Source organism: Flavobacterium sp. UBA6135, assembly GCF_002428305.1.
Lineage (GTDB): Bacteria > Bacteroidota > Bacteroidia > Flavobacteriales > Flavobacteriaceae > Flavobacterium.
Genome location: NZ_DIVJ01000029.1, coordinates 1 through 16,789 on the forward strand (window position 1 = coordinate 1; position 16,789 = coordinate 16,789).

The following is a 16,789-nucleotide window of genomic DNA, read 5'->3' on the forward strand; positions in this document are numbered from 1 at the left end:
TATCGATGAGGGGTTTTTTGTTTTTTTTAGGACGCTATAATGACTTGTAGCGGATAGTTCTATCCGAAATTCACGAAGGGATACAATCAATGAACTTTTAGAAAAGTTTCAATTGCTGTTCACTGAACTTAAACTCAGCTATAAAATCAGAGTATTGTTTGGTTGATTTATTAAATTTTCTGAGTGTAAAACCATCGCATAAAAATTTAAAATCTGTATCGTAATTCTTAAATAATTTAGAAGCTCTTTCTATTCTTACTTCATCCAACTCACGAGCTATGGTCATATGTGATTTAGGACTTTTTATTTTAAAACCAAAATGTTGATGAACGTTTCTGATTAAATTATTAAGATATTTTTCTGAACTATTATCAGGTTTAACATAATATGCATAAGAGCCAAAGTGAGCAAAACCATTGAAACCAATATTATGATTAGGCTGATTGTTACAAAAGGCTGAAATTATATTAATCCAATAAGATAATTGATTTGCATCTGTGTTAAAACCCATTATAGTGATGTGGGCTAGAGAATTATCGCTTCCAAATCTTCCAATTTCTTTTTTTAGTAATTGTTTCCATTCTTTCACACAACTTGAAATTTCTAGACTTGGTATTACAGCTAATAAATATTTCGGTTTTTCTTTATTCATAAACTAGAAAAAGTAAAGTTTAAGTATATAAAAATAATTAAATTATTTTAAATGGATACTGACAATCTTTTTGGATAATACATTGGTTGCATTTTGGATTAGTTGGGCGACAAATTTCTCTTCCTAAAAATGAAATTGACATTCCGATTTCATTCCAGATTTCCGGTGGAAGGATTTTCATAAGTTGTTTTTCAATTTTGATACCGTCTTTACTATCGTCGGTTAGACCAAATCTTGGAGCTACTCGGATGACGTGTAAATCCGCAATTATTCCTTCCGATTTTTGATTTGTTTCACGTAAAATTACATTAGCTGATTTTCTTCCTATACCTTTCAGAGCAATTAGGTTTTCAATATTAGTTGGAATATTTTTGTCTTCTTTGACTGTTTTAGCAATTTCAATGAGCCAATTTGCTTTTGTTCCATAGTTCCTCACTTTACTAATAAATGGAAATAAAGATTCCGCATTTGAAGCGGCTAATACTTCCATATTCGGAAAGTTTTTGAATAATTCAGGTGCAATTTTGTTGATATTGGCATCTGAATCTTGAGCAGAAAGCACAACCATAACTAGCAATTGATAAGCATTTTGGTAATCCAATGGATGTTTTTTTCCTTTGTATTGATTAATTAAAGGAGTTAATTTTTCTTTCCAATTAGGTGTTTCTTCAAATAAATTCATTTTTTACTCTTTGAAATCAATCGATAACGAATTCACACAATAACGAATTCCGGTTTCAGTTGGACCATCATCAAAAACGTGACCTAAATGACTTCCGCAACTGGCACAAAGGATTTCGGTACGAATCATTCCGTGGGATGCATCTTTGATGTATTCTACTTTTCCCGGAATGGATTGATCAAAAGATGGCCAACCACAATGAGCATCGAATTTGGAATCGCTTTCAAATAGAACTTCGCTACAAGCGGCACAGCCATATTTTCCTTTTTCGAAATGGAGGTTGTATTGTCCTGTGTGCGGATATTCAGTTCCTTTTTGACGAAGGATTTTATATTTTTCTACCCCTAATTGGGCTTTCCATTCTTCTTCAGATTTTTGAATTTTGTAGGCCATTATTTTTTAGGTATAAATTTAACAGATATTGAGTTGGTGCAAAAACGCTTTCCTGTAGTTTCTTTCGGACCGTCATCAAAAACGTGACCGAGGTGACCGCCACAGTTGGCACACATGACTTCTACACGTGACATTCCAAAACTATAATCATTTTCATAAATTACTGAACCTTTGATGGCTTGGTCAAAGGATGGCCAACCGCAATCGGATTCGAATTTGGTTTCGGAAACAAATAAAGGATTTTCACAAGCGGCACATACGTATTGTCCTTCTTCAAAGTGATTCCAATATTCTCCGGTAAACGCTCTTTCTGTTCCTTTTTTACGCAATACTTCGTATTGTTCGGGTGTGAGTTCGGATTTCCATTCGGCTTCGGTTTTGACAATTTTTAAGGGTTTTTTAGTTTCTTTTTTTTGTCCTTGACACGCGGTTAAGGTAAAGAATGACAGAATTAAAATTAATTTTTTCATAGCTAATTTCTTTTTTTTGTAATTAATTTAATTATTTATCTCTTTGTTAGCACATAGCCTAGTCCAGATAGTAGCGGAAACCCCGCAGGACTGAAAGCCAATTTTTCTTTGCTTTTTCGGGCAACCAAAGAAGCCACGAAAAAGTGTTAGAAAAATGGCTTGAAGGTCGAGGAGTTGCAGCGGATAGTTGGATTAGCTTCTGATAAAATTACTAATTTCATGGATTACTTTTTCGCTACCTAGTATTTTTCTATGTCCTAAATGATTGGTTATCATTAATCTGCTATTTTTTAAATGACTGTGAATGTTGTGGGCACATTTTACATTTACATCATGATCGTCATTGTCATGGATGATGAAAACCGGCGTTTCGATGTTTTTTGACACAACTGATGTGGAATAATTATTCATTGGTTCGCCGAACTTCTTTTCAAAATGCTCTCGCATTCTATCGCCAATTTGTGGTTTTAGACCTAAATTTCGAATAAAATCGTCGATGATATCTTGAATTAAGTCGCCACTACCTATAATTACGGCTTTTTTGACATTTAGGTTTTGCTTGATGGCGTTGATGATGGACATGCCACCCAACGAGTGACCAATAGCAAATTCAAACGGGCCAAACTGTTTGTCGAGTTCGATGATAGAAGCGATGAACTCGGTCATAATCGACGAATTTCCTTTGCTCTTGCCGTGTGCGGGAGCATCGAAACTGAGTGTGGAATAACCGATTTTAATGAGCTCATCAGCAACTTTGACTAATTGTGTACCACGACCTGACCAACCATGAACGAGTAAAATCTTTTTCGGACTGTTGCCGTATTGGTAAGTTTTGACGGTTTTGTTGATGGACGGAATCAAAATATCATTTTGAATACTTTGTTTTTCCATTTGAAATTCTCTTTTAGGAATCTTGTGTTTTATGGGTGTTGTAAAAAGTTTTGCAGCAAATTGAGTGGCTAATTTTGGTGAAATTGCTTGCAAAAATTTAGCGGTTACGAGAATTATCTTCGGTATCTGTATGGATTGATTGTCAGATTTCGTTTTTTTTGACATTTCAAAAAATTTTATGGCAAGGTATGATTTAAAATTATTTTTTATAAATTTAGAGTTCATAAATATTACTTAAAAGTCTCTATAATCTTTTATTTGAAAGGTCAGTAATTATTTTGCAAATGGATATTTTGGTTAATTATTTTAGTAAATAACTATTTTGACATAAGAGTCATAAAAATTGTAAATTTGAAAACATTAGATTTGCTAACCTTTTAATTTTTTAGCTTTGCATATTTGCCCCCTTTTAAATTATATATGCTAAATAAAAGCATTTTTACATCATCAACATGAATAAAGTACAACCATATTCCCTTTTTTCTGACTTTGATATCGCCTTATTCAAATCTGGAAAACATTTTAGATTATACGAAAAATTAGGAGCTCATCTCATCGAATTCAATGGCGTAAAAGGCGTTTATTTTGCCGTTTGGGCACCGTCTGCACGTTCGGTTTCTGTGGTAGGCGATTTTAATTACTGGATTCAGGGTGAGCATCCATTGAATGTGCGTTGGGATGCGTCCGGAATTTGGGAAGGGTTTATTCCCGGAGTAGATAAAGGAACAAAATACAAATATAAAATTCAGTCCAACAACAACGGTATCATCACTGAAAAAGCCGATCCGTTTGCGTTGTATTGCCAAAAACCACCCGAAACTGCTTCGGTTATTTGGGATTTGGAATACAAATGGAAAGACAAAAAATGGATGGATTCCCGAAAGGATAAAAATGGTTTAGACAAACCTTATTCGGTGTATGAAGTGCATTTGGGTTCGTGGAAACGCAATTTGGAACAAGATCACTCACTAACATATTTAGAATTGGCGGAAGATTTGGTGAATTACGTTAAAGAAACCGGTTTTACACACGTGGAATTTATGCCAATTATGGAATATCCGTACGATCCTTCGTGGGGTTATCAGTTGGTGGGTTATTTTGCTCCAACTTCACGATTTGGAAAACCGCAGGATTTTATGTTTTTGGTGGATAAATTGCACCAAGCCGAAATAGGCGTGATTTTAGACTGGGTACCGTCGCATTTTCCCGACGATGCTCACGGTTTAGGTTTTTTTGACGGATCCAATTTATATGAACATCCCGATCGAAGAAAAGGCTATCATCCTGATTGGAAAAGTTTAGTTTTCAATTACGGCAGAAATGAAGTGCGTTCGTTTTTGATTTCCAATGCTTTATTTTGGCTAGATTATTATCACGCAGACGGACTTCGTGTTGATGCCGTAGCCTCGATGTTGTATTTGGATTATTCCAGAAAAGAAGGAGAGTGGGAACCGAATATTTTTGGCGGAAGAGAAAATTTAGACACCATCAGTTTCCTAAAAGATTTTAATGAAGCGGTTTATTCTAATTATGAAGGAGTTCAGACGATTGCCGAAGAAAGCACGTCGTTTCCAATGGTTTCCAAACCAACTTCGGTTGGCGGATTAGGCTTTGGTATGAAATGGATGATGGGATGGATGCACGACACCTTGCAATATTTTCAAAGAGAATCGATTTATCGAAAATACCATCAAAACGATTTGACTTTTTCGATGACGTATGCGTTTTCCGAAAACTTTATGTTGCCACTTTCGCACGATGAAGTGGTGTATGGCAAAAAATCCATTTTAGGACGAATGACAGGCGATGAATGGCAACAATTTGCCAATTTACGTTTGCTTTACGGATACATGTTTACGCATCCGGGAACGAATTTGTTGTTTATGGGTTCCGAATTCGGTCAACGTGCCGAGTGGAAATTTGACGGAAGTTTAGATTGGCATTTATTAGAATACGGTTATCACGAAGGCACACGAAAATGTATTTCAGACTTGAATCAACTCTATAAAACGAATCCCGCTTTATTCGAAAATCAATTTAGTCCCGAAGGTTTTGAGTGGATTAATTATTCCGATCACCAAAATGCAGTGCTGAGTTACATCCGTAAAGGAAAAAACGAAAAAGAAAATTTAGTGGTGGTTTGTAATTTCACTCCGGTTGTGCGGGAGAATTATCGAATCGGATTGCCTTCCAAAGGAAAATTGACTGAAATTTTTAATTCTGACAAAGTTGAATATGGCGGAAGTGGCATCAACAATAAAAAAGCCATCAAAATTGAAAAAGAACCTTGGAATGGTAGAGATTTTTCAGCAGAATTGACTTTGCCGCCTTTGGGAGTTTTGGTTTTTAAGGTTTCTTTGAAGTAGAATATTTTTAATTAATTTGAATCATTAAACCTGACAAGTTTAAATCCCTCCTAATAAGAGGGATTTCATTTTATCCAACACCGCAAACGTTTGAGTTAATAAAAGCTAAAATTAAAAACAAATAAATAGTTTCAACTTTGTAAATTTGAACATTATAACCCAAAAGTATGATTACAAATACCGAACTAGAATACAAAGGCGATCAATTTCCTTCTAAGATAATTTCCTTTAACCAAGATGTAGACAACGTCTTTTTTTACACCGAAAATAATGTGGTTTTAAAGATTACTATTCTTCGTGATAGTATGATTCGTTTTCGTTATACGACCAAAGGCTATTTCAACAAAGATTTCTCGTACGCCATTGATAAAGGCCAATCGCATGGTTATAACGAATTGAATGTTGAAGAACACAAAACTTTTTATACCATTACCACCAGCAAAATAGTTTGTAAAATCAATAAAGAAAATGCCAAAGTTTCGATTTTTGATTTAGAAGGTTTTCAAATTTTGGATGATGAAATAGGTTTTCATTGGGAGGAAAGTTATGAATTTGGTGGCAACATTGTAAAAATGAGTAAGAAAGCCAATGATGGTGAATGTTATTATGGTTTGGGCGACAAAGCCACTCATTTGAATTTGAAAGGAAAACGAGTTGAAAATTGGGCTACCGATCAATATGCTTTTCATCGTGACCAAGAACCGTTGTATAAAGTGGTTCCGTTTTATATTGGATTACATCACAATAAAGCTTACGGAATCTTCTTTGATAATACATTCCGAACTTTTTTTGATTTTTGTCACGAACGCAGAAATGTAACTAGTTTTTGGTCAGAAGGGGGTGAGATGAATTATTATTTCATTTACGGGCCAAAAATGAAAGATGTAGTGACGAATTACACGCATCTTACCGGTAAACCGGAGCTTCCACCGATGTGGACACTTGGGTATCATCAATGTAAATGGAGTTATTATCCGGAAAGTAAAGTGAAAGAAATCACATCAACTTTTAGAAAACTTAAAATTCCGTGTGATGCCATTTATTTGGATATTGATTATATGGAGGGTTTTCGTTGCTTTACTTGGAGTAAAGAATATTTTCCCGATCCAAAAAGAATGGTCGCTGAATTGGCCAAAGACGGATTTAAAACAGTTGTGATTATTGATCCCGGAATTAAAATTGATAAGGATTACTGGGTATATCAAGAAGCTTTAGAAAAAGATTATTTCTGTAAACGAGCCGACGGACCTTATATGAAAGGAAAAGTTTGGCCTGGCGAATGTAATTTTCCAGACTATACAAATCCTGAAGTTCGCGAATGGTGGGCCGGATTATTCAAAGAATTAATTTCTGATATTGGTGTAAAAGGAGTGTGGAACGATATGAACGAGCCAGCTGTAATGGATGTTCCGGGAAAAACATTTCCAATGGATGTTCGTCACGACTATGATGGCCATCCGTGTAGTCATCGAAAAGCTCATAATATTTATGGAACCCAAATGGCCCGAGCAACCTATGAAGGTGTGAAACGATTTGCTTATCCGAAACGACCTTTTATTATTACTCGTTCCGCTTATTCCGGTGCTCAACGGTATACTTCATCTTGGACAGGCGATAATGTAGCCACTTGGGAACATTTGTGGATTGCTAACATTCAAATGCAACGTATGTCGATTAGCGGAATGGGTTTCACCGGTTCTGATATTGGCGGTTTTGCCGAACAACCTTCGGGCGAATTGTATGCTCGTTGGATTCAATTAGGCGTTTTTCATCCGTTTTGCAGAACGCATTCTTCCGGAGATCACGGAGAACAAGAACCTTGGTCGTTTGGCGAAGAAGTGGTAGATATTACTCGAAAATTCGTGAATCTTCGTTACCAATTACTTCCTTATTTATATACTATGTTTTGGAAATATGTGAATGAAGGTGAAGCGATGTTGAAACCTTTAGTTTACTTTGATCAAGAAGATGTTCAAACGTTATATCGAACAGACGAATTCATTTTTGGAAATCAAATTCTAGTTTGTCCGATTTTAGAACCAAATGCGGTGGGACGACGAATGTATCTTCCAAAAGGAAACTGGTATAATTATTGGACTAATGAATTGGTTGAAGGTAAGAGGGAGTTATGGGTCGCTACAGACTATGATCAAATTCCGATTTTCATTAAAGAAGGAGCTATCATTCCAAAATATCCTATTCAACAATATGTAGGCGAAAAAGAGTTTGAAGAAATCACTTTGGATGTTTATTATAAATTCGGAAAAGAAAAATCAGTTTTATACGAAGATTCACAAGACGGTTATGATTACAATAAAGGAAGATTTTCTTTAAAAACATTTAGTTTAACAGGAAAAGAAAAAGAGCTCATTATTCAACTACATCAAGAAGGCGAATTTTTAACCAATTATTCTAAATTCAGAATTAACTTAATTGGATTGCCTTTTTCAATTATTGAAATTGAGATTGATAATGAAATAGTTTCACTAGAGTCGGCCTCTTATAATGGTACAAATTCCTTGTTAGTTGATAAGTTTTTTACTGAATTACATATTGTCGGGAAGTAAGCAAAATTTCGTACATTTACTATTCAAAAAAAAATAAAACAATGAAAAGAGTTATTGCTTTCAGTACATTTAGTTTCCTATTATTTACAATGGGATGTGCCACTAATCCTTTAACAGGGAAAAGCACTTTAGCGTTAGTGGACAATAGTTCTATTTTTCCTTCTGCATTTCAGCAATATGAGGCATTTTTAAAGGAAAACAAAGTTTTAACCGGAACTGCAGATGCAAAAAGAGTTGAAACAGTTGGGATTAAAATTAAGGATGCCGCTCAAAAATGGTTGACAGCAGTTGGCAAACCTAATTATTTAAAGGATTATCAATGGGAATACAAATTGGTAGAAGATAAAGCAGTTAATGCTTGGTGCATGCCGGGTGGAAAAATTGTGGTTTATACCGGTATATTACCTATTGCAAAAGATGATGCAGGATTAGCAACTGTGATGGGTCATGAAGTTGCCCATGCCTTATTAAATCATGGTCAGCAACGAATGAGTGCCGGTATGTTACAGCAAGTCGGAGCTGTTGGATTAGGAGCCGCAACCGGAAATTCAAGTACTGAAACCCAACAATTAGCTATGACAGCCTATGGAGCAGGATCTCAAATGTTTGGAATGTTGCCATTTAGCAGAAATCATGAATCTGAAGCGGATAAAATCGGTTTGATATTGATGGCTATTGCCGGATATAACCCAGAGGCCTCTATTCCTTTTTGGCAAAGAATGGGAGGAGCATCAGGAGGTCAAGCACCGCCGGAGTTTATGAGTACGCACCCTTCTCATAATACTAGGGTATCCAATTTAACAAAATGGATTCCAGAGGCAAAAGCAGAAGCCGCAAAATATGGTGTAACATTTAAATAAAAAATAGTATTTTCGAAGCTGTTCTGAAAAGAGCAGCTTTTTTTATGTCTAAAAATTTCAACTATGGCAATACTTTTAAAAGGAAGCAAAAAATTACTGAACGCTTGGGCTTTTTATGATTGGGCCAATTCGGTATATCCGTTGGTAATTTCATCCTCTATTTTTCCTTTGTATTACGGGTTTTTATTTCCGAAAGAGAATCCGAATATCCTTTTTTTAGGTTATGAATTTAAAAGTACGGCACTCATCAGTTTTGTTACTGCTTTTGCTTTTTTATGTGTTGCTTTTTTCTCTCCGATTTTATCAGGGATTGCTGATTTTGCAGGTAATAAAAAACGTTTTATGCAGTTTTTTTGTTATTTAGGAGCTTTTTCTTGTATTGGGATGTATTGGTTTACAGCGGATAATATCTATTTTGGAATAGTCTGTTTCTTTTTTGGATTGATTGGATTTTGGGGGAGTTTGGTGTTTTATAATTCCTATTTACCCGACATCGCTTATAAAGAGCAACAAGACAGTTTGAGTGCCAAAGGGTATTCGATGGGTTATGTAGGAAGTGTTATTTTGTTATTGGTAAACTTATACATGATTATCGGAAAAGAGGGAGAAGAAGCTCTTCTAGCTATGCGAATGGCTTTTGCGATGACCGGAATTTGGTGGATTCTTTTTGCTCAATATGCTTTTTGGTATTTGCCAAAAGGAAATAAGAATGCCGATAAAATTACTAAAGATGTCATCTTAAACGGATTTAGAGAACTGAAAAAAGTGCAAAGTCAATTATACCAAAACCTCAGGCTTTATCGCTATTTAGTTGCTTTTTTTGTGTATAGTATGGCAGTTCAAACGGTAATGTTAGTGGCGACTTATTTTGGTGAACAAGAAATAAATTGGTCAACCGATAGTGAAAAAACAACCGGTTTAATCATAAGTATTTTAGTGATTCAATTGGTTGCCGTTGTTGGTGCGACTTTAACTTCCAAAGCTTCAGAAAAATTCGGAAATATTTCAACGTTGATTGTGATTAACGCCATTTGGGCAATCATTTGTGTGTTTGCTTACTTTGTAACCGAACCTATTCATTTTTATGTTACAGCAGGTTTTGTGGGAATGGTGATGGGCGGAATTCAAGCACTTTCTCGTTCAACTTATTCGAAATTTTTACCTAAAACAGAAGATACAGCGTCTTTCTTTAGTTTTTATGACGTTGCCGAAAAAATTGGAATTGTGATTGGTATGGCAATATATGGAACGATAGACCAAATTACAGGAAGCATGCGAAACGCAATTGTATTTTTAATGGTTTTCTTTGTAGCAGGATTGTTATTGTTACTGCGTGTACCAAAATATACTGCTTCCGAAGTAGAATAATTTCGGAAGCAGATTTATTTTATTTAGATCATTTTAATTTTTCCAGATCCGGCCACTTTTGTGTCTACTTTTTTAGGTTTTCCCTTGTATTCAATATCGCCTGAACCTGCCACACGAGCTTCAATGAATTCGGAACACGTGGTTCTGATATTTCCGGAACCTGAAACAGCTACTTTGCTTTTTTGAGCTAATAAATCAAAGGCTTTGATATCGCCTGAACCCGAAACATTCGCGTTGAAATTTTCGGTTTTTCCTTTTAATTCAATATCGCCTGAACCCGCAACATTTGCCGTAGTGTTTTGAGCATCAATCATTAGTTTGATGTCTCCTGAACCGGCTAAAGATGCTTTGAAATTGGCTGCTTTTAATGTAAAATCGCCTACAATATCTCCTGAACCGGCTAAGTTTATTTTTTCAACTTCTTCAACGGGAACAGTAATTTCAATTCTTTTTCCTCTTGATGGACTTAAATTATATCCTTTTTCTGTTCGAATTTGTAAATCATCATTTTTGCTTTCCACAACAATATGTTCAAGAATATTTTCTTCGCCTTTGATTGTGATTTTACCTTCTTTTCCTTTTACAAGTGTTACATAAAATGTACCCGCAACACTTATTGATTCATAATCTGATGTACTTATTTGTTTGGAGATAAAGTTTCCGTTTCCTTTAATCTTTTTTTGTCCCCATTGAGCAGACGTTATTGAAACAGTTAAGATTGCTAGAAGTGTGATTATTTTTTTCATTATGATTAAAGTTAATTATTATTGATTATTTTAATTTTGAGTTAGACTAACATTTCCATAATTGGAGGAGATTGTAAGTTGGTTTACACCACTTTTTTTATAAAAACCTTTGTATGATTTAGTGTTTGAAGTTTCAATTCTTGAATTGTATTCCAATTCGGCATCGCTTTTAAAATTGGCATATTTTGTAGTCACATCAAAATCAAAGTAATAATTTGGACTGTGATTTATTTTAATATTGGTGTAACCGGCATCAATTGAAATTGAATTTGCTTTTGCAGAAATAGCATTTAAGGTAAGATTACTATAATTGGTAGCCAATTTCAATTTACCCAAAATTTCTTCAATTTTGATGGAAAGATAGTTGCCGCTTCCTTCAACATTTGTCACTTTACCAATATTGATTTTTCCATAATTACTGGAATAATTCAAATTTGTTCCATTTAAAACAATCACATCGGTATAACTTGAATTTAAATTCAAATTGGTGAAATCATTCATGGTTAATCCGGAATATTTTGCATTGATGGTTGCATTTTTTACCATTTCAATGGTTGATTTTGAACAATAATCAATTTTGATATCATTTGAAGTGTTGTTTAATTTACCCAATGAAATTTTACCATATTTACAAACGATATTGGTGCTTCCGTTTAAATCATGAGTTACAATATTTCCGTAATGGTTGATAATTTTTACATTTCCGTTTTTTGGAATTTTAACGGTATAGTTTACTTCCATATTACTTCTTTTGCTGTAATTTGAAGTTTTTCCAAATATGGTTTTTGCGGAATACAAACTTTTACTTCCTCCTAGATCAATTGAAATGGATTCTAATTTGCTATCGACCCATTTTTCATCATCTGCACTTACGGTAATTATGACTTCAATATCAATTTTGTCTTCGTTCCACGTTGTGATTAAAACGTTTCCGTATTTATTATTGATATCAACAGTTGCATCAGGGTTAACAGCAACTGTTTTTTTAACTGTTTTTTGTTTGGTGTGCTTGCCGTTAAAATCTTTTGCATAGGAAACAGAAGTCAGCAATACAAATAAGCATATGTTAAATAGATTTTTCATTTTGAATAGTGTTTTGATACGTAATTATTTCAATTTTTTTGATGATGTCTTCGATGAATGAAATTCGGGTCTGAAAATTTACAATCATTGCATTCAGCACTTGTTTGGTGTCTCCGTTTTTTTGTAATTCGAGAATTATTTTTTGATAATCTTCTTCAAAAATTTTCATCTGAATCATGGCGTCTTCAATAATTTCTTTTGTTTCTGGAGTTTGTTTTGATTTTAAATCGTTTAATTCTTTTTCAACTACAGAAGCAAAGTAATCGTGGGTTTCTTTGGTCTGTGATGAAGCGTTTTGCCATTGATCTGTTGGTTGTTCGTTTTTAAGTTGATAAAAAGTTATCATTCCAACAATCAGTAGAAGTGAAGCCGCTAGTGATAATGGTAACCAATTTTTCTTTTTGTTTTGAACGGGTTCAGTGTTTAATTTTTTCAAAAATCTTTCAGAATGACCTAGCCGTGGAGCTTCGGTATCCCATTGATTTTCAAATTGACTGAACAATTTTTCCATTTGATCTTTTTTCTCTTGCATAATCCTTTTATTTTACTGCTAATTGCATTCGTAAACTTTCTTTTGCTCTACTCATAGTAGTTCTGCAATTGGCATAACTGATGTTTAATATTTCACAAACTTCTTCTAAATCAAAACCTTCAATGAATACTAATGTTAGTATCATTCGGTAGCTTTCCTTTAAGTTTTGAATAGCGTTTAATACTTCCTGAACCTTTAAATTGGTATAATCAATAGACTCATCTTCGGGTTCATCTTCAATTTTATAGACTTTAGTTTCAAAATCATCATGATTAAAAAAGCTATTTTTTTTATAAAAATCAATGCTGTAATTAATAATAATTCGTTTTAACCAAGCTCCAAAAGCAACTTCATTTCTAAAGGTATCCAGTTTTTGAAAAGCTTTTAAAAATCCTTCTTGCATCACATCTTCTGCAAAATGTTCATCTTTCACAATTCGAAGAGCCACGTTATACATCGCTTTGCAATAGCGATTATACACCTCTAGTTGTGCTTTTTGATTATTTTGCTTGCAAAGCAAGATTAAATGCTCAATATTTTCGTTTGCTAAACTCAATTGGTTAACTGGATTTGATTTAAAGACAAATTAATTTATTAAATGTTACAGTTTTGTAAAAATAAAATTTAAAATTGTTCTTTAGATGTATTCAAATTTTTATATTTGGAAAATTTAAATTTAATCCCAAATGAAAAAGCATAACTTACTTTATATTATTACATTAATTTTTTCTTCATTGGTTATTTCTTGTTCTGGAGATGTAGAACCAATTGATCCGGCTATTCAGATTCCGAATCCAAACAATGGAGGAGGTAATAATGGAGGAGGAACATCAACCGGTGATTATTGGCCTATGGCAGTAAATAATTCATGGATTTTTGTTAAAGATGGGGTGAATCAACCACCTATGAAAATCATTTCAACGGAGTCAATTAACAATAGTACTCATTATAAGTATGATAACTTTGTTGGTATGTCCACAGAAGGTCAAGCTTTTGAAGGAAACATTTGGACTAAAAAGAGCAGTGGTAATTATTATGTAAGACAACAAGCTACAATTCCTTCTGTACCGGGAATGCCTTCAATTACTATTTCTCCGATTGAAATAATTATTTTGAAAGACTTTTTAGCAGTTAATCAAACATGGACTCAGAATTTTACTCAAACCACTACAATTGAAGGAATTCCTCCCGTTCAAACTCAAGTTAATATAGTTGGTAAAATTTTAGAAAAAGATGTAACTGTGACTGTGAATAATGTTTCCTATGAAAATGTAATTAAAGTTGAATTAATTCAAAATACACAAGGTCAAACATTGACAAATTATTATTGGTTTGCTAAAAACATTGGTTTAATAAAATATGTTAATATTGCAATGGGACAAACCCTTGATCACGACTTAGTAAGTTATACAGTTAATTAATTTTTAACTCATTTTAATAACCGTTTCCATTTGGAGACGGTTTTTTTATGGCATGAGATTTGACATTTTATAGATGGTTAGTTGTATTTCATCGTTTATGTTGTAGATTCTTATTCACAATCAAACATATACTCTATATTTGCTTTCCTTTTTTTTATGTTTAATGACAAAATGACCTATAAAATAACTATGTCAAATCACAAAATTTTAACCCTAGACAAATTGTCACTTCATGATTTTGATACTGAAGCCGATTTAATTCCGTTATTGACTCCCGAAGATGAGGAGGAAATGAATAAGGAAGAGCTTCCAAAGTCATTACCAATATTGCCCTTACGAAATATGGTTTTATTTCCGGGAGTTGTAATCCCAATTACCGCAGGAAGAGATAAATCAATTAAATTAATAAATGATGCCAATGCAGCCGGAAAAGTAATTGGTGTAGTGGCTCAAATCAATGAAGAAATTGAAGATCCGAAAAGAGAAGATATTAATACGATTGGAACTGTTGCTCAAATTTTAAGAGTTTTAAAAATGCCTGATGGTAATGTTACCGTAATCTTACAAGGCAAAAAACGATTTGAGATTGATAAAGTTATTTCTGAAGATCCTTATATCAATGCTTTTGTTAAAGAAGTTCCTGAAAAAAGACCAAGTCATACTGATACCGAGTTTGGAGCAATCATTGAATCAATTAAAGAAATTGCCATTCAAATTATTAAATCGAGTCCGAATATCCCAACTGAAGCCACTTTTGCTATAAAGAATATTGAAAGTAAATCATTTCTAATCAATTTTGTTTCCTCCAATATGAATCTTTCTGTTCAAGAGAAGCAAGAATTGTTGATGATGAATGTTTTGAAGGAACGAGCGTTGACTACCTTGCGTTACATGAACACAGAGTTGCAAAAATTGGAGTTGAAAAACGATATTCAATCTAAAGTAAGATTTGATTTAGACCAGCAACAACGTGAATATTTCTTGCATCAGCAAATGAAAACCATACAAGAAGAATTGGGCGGTGTTTCTTATGAGCAGGAAATTGAAGAAATGCGTCAGAAAGCAAAATCCAAAAAATGGAATAAAAAAGTGGAAGACCATTTTGAAAAGGAATTAAAAAAATTACAACGAACCAATCCACAGTCTCCTGATTTTGGAATATCACGTAATTATTTAGAACTCTTTTTAGAATTACCATGGAATGATTATTCAAAAGACAATTTTGATTTAAAACGAGCAGAAAAAATTCTAGACAAAGACCATTTTGGTCTTGAAGACGTTAAGAAAAGAATTATTGAACATTTGGCGGTTTTAAAGTTAAGAAACGATATGAAATCTCCAATTTTGTGTTTAACCGGACCTCCTGGAGTTGGAAAAACATCAATTGGAAAATCCATTGCAAAAGCTCTTGGTAGAGAATATGTGAGAATGTCATTAGGCGGTTTGCGTGACGAAGCAGAAATCAGAGGTCACAGAAAAACATATATTGGAGCCATGCCCGGTCGTATTCTTCAAAATATAAAAAAGGCAGGAACATCCAATCCGGTTTTTGTTTTAGATGAAATCGATAAACTTTCGGCCAGCCATTCCGGAGATCCTTCTTCTGCATTGTTGGAAGTTTTAGATCCGGAACAAAACAATGAGTTCTATGATAATTTTTTGGAAATGGGTTATGATTTGTCTAAAGTGATGTTTATTGCCACATCAAATACGATGTCATCAATCCAACCGGCTTTGAAAGACAGAATGGAAGTAATTAAAATGTCAGGTTATACTATTGAAGAAAAAGTTGGAATAGCCGCCAAACATTTATTGCCAAAACAATTAAAAGAACACGGACTAACCACAAAAGATTTGACTATTGGAAAACGTCAATTAGAAAAAATAATTGAAGGTTACACTAGAGAATCCGGAGTTAGAAGTTTGGAACAAAAGATTGCTCAAGTAATTCGAAATGCAGCAAAATCTGTTGCAATGGAAGAAGAATACAATAAAAAAGTGACAGATGAAGACATTATTAAAGTGCTAGGAGCTCCACGTTTAGAACGTGACAAGTCTGAAGGGAATGATGTGGCTGGAGTTGTAACTGGTTTAGCCTGGACAAGTGTTGGAGGCGATATTTTATTTATAGAATCTTTAATTTCAAAAGGAAAAGGAACACTTACCTTAACCGGAAATTTGGGAACAGTTATGAAAGAATCGGCGACTATAGCTTTGGAATACATCAAATCGTATTCGGAAGAGTTGGGAATCAATCAAGATTTATTACAAAATTATAACATTCACATTCACGTTCCGGAAGGAGCAACACCAAAAGACGGACCAAGTGCCGGAATTGCAATGTTAACATCGATTGTTTCTGTTTTGACTCAAAAAAGAGTTAAGAAAAACTTAGCCATGACCGGCGAAATTACGCTAAGAGGAAAAGTGCTCCCTGTGGGTGGAATAAAAGAAAAAATCTTAGCAGCAAAACGTGCTAACATAAAAGAGATCATACTTTGTGCAGATAACAAACATGATATTGATGAGATTAAACCGGAATACTTAGAAGGTTTAACCTTTCATTATGTCAAAGAAATGGCGGAAGTGCTAAAATTAGCCATCACCAATCAAAATGTAAAAAACGCAAAAAAACTTTAAGTTTAATTAAAATGGCAATCAATTTTTCGATTGCCATTTTTTTTCATCCTTCGTTAACTTTACGATTTCAAATAAAAACTTACTCAACAAAAAATAATATCTTCGCAACTTCGTTTAT

At 33.9% G+C, this 16,789-nt stretch carries 15 protein-coding genes; 6 read left to right on the forward strand and 9 right to left on the reverse strand.

The window, feature by feature from the left end; genetic code table 11:
• Positions 1-97 precede the first annotated feature (97 nt).
• From B3L86_RS07755 to B3L86_RS07775, 5 genes are all read right to left on the reverse strand, one after another.
• Complete coding sequence (locus B3L86_RS07755; protein ID WP_291117256.1) at positions 98-652, reverse strand: 2'-5' RNA ligase family protein; 555 nt, start codon at positions 650-652, stop codon at positions 98-100.
• Positions 653-689: 37 nt separating this feature from the next.
• Positions 690-1,334 (reverse strand): endonuclease III domain-containing protein, encoded by a 645-nt coding sequence (locus B3L86_RS07760; protein ID WP_291117259.1) that lies wholly within the window; start codon positions 1,332-1,334, stop codon positions 690-692.
• A 3-nt stretch (positions 1,335-1,337) separates the two neighbouring features.
• Positions 1,338-1,727: a peptide-methionine (R)-S-oxide reductase MsrB gene (msrB, locus tag B3L86_RS07765; RefSeq protein ID WP_291117261.1), complete on the reverse strand. Its 390-nt coding sequence runs from the start codon at positions 1,725-1,727 to the stop codon at positions 1,338-1,340.
• Positions 1,727-2,197 (reverse strand): peptide-methionine (R)-S-oxide reductase MsrB, encoded by a 471-nt coding sequence (msrB, locus tag B3L86_RS07770; RefSeq protein ID WP_291117264.1) that lies wholly within the window; start codon positions 2,195-2,197, stop codon positions 1,727-1,729. The genes msrB (B3L86_RS07765) and msrB (B3L86_RS07770) overlap by 1 nt, the downstream gene beginning before the upstream one ends.
• 192 nt (positions 2,198-2,389) lie before the next feature.
• On the reverse strand, positions 2,390-3,253 hold the full coding sequence (locus B3L86_RS07775) for an alpha/beta fold hydrolase (RefSeq protein ID WP_291117267.1): 864 nt from the start codon (positions 3,251-3,253) through the stop codon (positions 2,390-2,392).
• A gap of 287 nt (positions 3,254-3,540) precedes the next feature.
• Here B3L86_RS07775 and glgB point away from each other — a divergent pair, with 287 nt between their 5' ends.
• The 4 genes from glgB (at position 3,541) to B3L86_RS07795 (ending at position 10,249) form a co-directional block, all read left to right on the forward strand.
• On the forward strand, positions 3,541-5,454 hold the full coding sequence (gene glgB, locus B3L86_RS07780; protein ID WP_291117270.1) for a 1,4-alpha-glucan branching protein GlgB: 1,914 nt from the start codon (positions 3,541-3,543) through the stop codon (positions 5,452-5,454).
• Positions 5,455-5,621: 167 nt separating this feature from the next.
• The gene (locus B3L86_RS07785; RefSeq protein ID WP_291117273.1) at positions 5,622-8,021 is read left to right on the forward strand and encodes a glycoside hydrolase family 31 protein; all 2,400 of its coding nucleotides are present in this window, start codon (positions 5,622-5,624) and stop codon (positions 8,019-8,021) included.
• Positions 8,022-8,062: 41 nt separating this feature from the next.
• Positions 8,063-8,881 carry a M48 family metallopeptidase gene (locus B3L86_RS07790; RefSeq protein ID WP_291117276.1) on the forward strand — a complete coding sequence of 273 codons (819 nt, stop codon included), beginning with the start codon at positions 8,063-8,065 and terminating at the stop codon, positions 8,879-8,881.
• A 63-nt stretch (positions 8,882-8,944) separates the two neighbouring features.
• Complete coding sequence (locus B3L86_RS07795; RefSeq protein WP_291117279.1) at positions 8,945-10,249, forward strand: MFS transporter; 1,305 nt, start codon at positions 8,945-8,947, stop codon at positions 10,247-10,249.
• 23 nt (positions 10,250-10,272) lie between these two features.
• Here the strand turns inward: B3L86_RS07795 and B3L86_RS07800 are convergent, their stop codons facing one another.
• Genes B3L86_RS07800 through B3L86_RS07815 form a run of 4 tightly spaced genes read right to left on the reverse strand, consistent with a single transcriptional unit; the run spans position 10,273 to position 13,166 of the window.
• Positions 10,273-10,995, reverse strand: coding sequence for a head GIN domain-containing protein (locus tag B3L86_RS07800; RefSeq protein ID WP_291117282.1), 723 nt, complete (start codon positions 10,993-10,995; stop codon positions 10,273-10,275).
• Between the two features lie 30 nt (positions 10,996-11,025).
• Positions 11,026-12,078, reverse strand: coding sequence for a hypothetical protein (locus tag B3L86_RS07805; RefSeq protein WP_291117285.1), 1,053 nt, complete (start codon positions 12,076-12,078; stop codon positions 11,026-11,028).
• Positions 12,062-12,610, reverse strand: a complete 549-nt coding sequence (locus tag B3L86_RS07810) for an anti-sigma factor (RefSeq protein ID WP_291117288.1) — start codon at positions 12,608-12,610, stop codon at positions 12,062-12,064. Before B3L86_RS07810 ends, B3L86_RS07805 begins: the two co-directional genes overlap by 17 nt.
• 7 nt (positions 12,611-12,617) lie before the next feature.
• Positions 12,618-13,166: an RNA polymerase sigma factor gene (locus B3L86_RS07815; protein ID WP_291117291.1), complete on the reverse strand. Its 549-nt coding sequence runs from the start codon at positions 13,164-13,166 to the stop codon at positions 12,618-12,620.
• 130 nt (positions 13,167-13,296) lie between these two features.
• Here B3L86_RS07815 and B3L86_RS07820 point away from each other — a divergent pair, with 130 nt between their 5' ends.
• Both B3L86_RS07820 and lon read left to right on the forward strand, forming a co-directional pair.
• Positions 13,297-14,031 carry a hypothetical protein gene (locus B3L86_RS07820; RefSeq protein ID WP_291117294.1) on the forward strand — a complete coding sequence of 245 codons (735 nt, stop codon included), beginning with the start codon at positions 13,297-13,299 and terminating at the stop codon, positions 14,029-14,031.
• A gap of 189 nt (positions 14,032-14,220) precedes the next feature.
• Positions 14,221-16,671 carry an endopeptidase La gene (lon, locus tag B3L86_RS07825; protein ID WP_291117297.1) on the forward strand — a complete coding sequence of 817 codons (2,451 nt, stop codon included), beginning with the start codon at positions 14,221-14,223 and terminating at the stop codon, positions 16,669-16,671.
• Positions 16,672-16,789: the final 118 nt, after the last annotated feature.

What these genes read in the sequence shown, in the direction of transcription:
- B3L86_RS07755 (WP_291117256.1), bottom strand. Translation starts at nt 652, where the DNA reads ATGAATAAAGAAAAACCGAAATATTTATTAGCTGTAATACCAAGTCTA.
- msrB (WP_291117261.1), bottom strand. Translation starts at nt 1,727, where the DNA reads ATGGCCTACAAAATTCAAAAATCTGAAGAAGAATGGAAAGCCCAATTA.
- msrB (WP_291117264.1), bottom strand. Translation starts at nt 2,197, where the DNA reads ATGAAAAAATTAATTTTAATTCTGTCATTCTTTACCTTAACCGCGTGT.
- B3L86_RS07810 (WP_291117288.1), bottom strand. Translation starts at nt 12,610, where the DNA reads ATGCAAGAGAAAAAAGATCAAATGGAAAAATTGTTCAGTCAATTTGAA.
- glgB (WP_291117270.1), top strand. Translation starts at nt 3,541, where the DNA reads ATGAATAAAGTACAACCATATTCCCTTTTTTCTGACTTTGATATCGCC.
- B3L86_RS07805 (WP_291117285.1), bottom strand. Translation starts at nt 12,078, where the DNA reads ATGAAAAATCTATTTAACATATGCTTATTTGTATTGCTGACTTCTGTT.
- B3L86_RS07820 (WP_291117294.1), top strand. Translation starts at nt 13,297, where the DNA reads ATGAAAAAGCATAACTTACTTTATATTATTACATTAATTTTTTCTTCA.
- B3L86_RS07785 (WP_291117273.1), top strand. Translation starts at nt 5,622, where the DNA reads ATGATTACAAATACCGAACTAGAATACAAAGGCGATCAATTTCCTTCT.
- B3L86_RS07800 (WP_291117282.1), bottom strand. Translation starts at nt 10,995, where the DNA reads ATGAAAAAAATAATCACACTTCTAGCAATCTTAACTGTTTCAATAACG.
- B3L86_RS07760 (WP_291117259.1), bottom strand. Translation starts at nt 1,334, where the DNA reads ATGAATTTATTTGAAGAAACACCTAATTGGAAAGAAAAATTAACTCCT.
- lon (WP_291117297.1), top strand. Translation starts at nt 14,221, where the DNA reads ATGTCAAATCACAAAATTTTAACCCTAGACAAATTGTCACTTCATGAT.
- B3L86_RS07795 (WP_291117279.1), top strand. Translation starts at nt 8,945, where the DNA reads ATGGCAATACTTTTAAAAGGAAGCAAAAAATTACTGAACGCTTGGGCT.
- B3L86_RS07775 (WP_291117267.1), bottom strand. Translation starts at nt 3,253, where the DNA reads ATGTCAAAAAAAACGAAATCTGACAATCAATCCATACAGATACCGAAG.
- B3L86_RS07790 (WP_291117276.1), top strand. Translation starts at nt 8,063, where the DNA reads ATGAAAAGAGTTATTGCTTTCAGTACATTTAGTTTCCTATTATTTACA.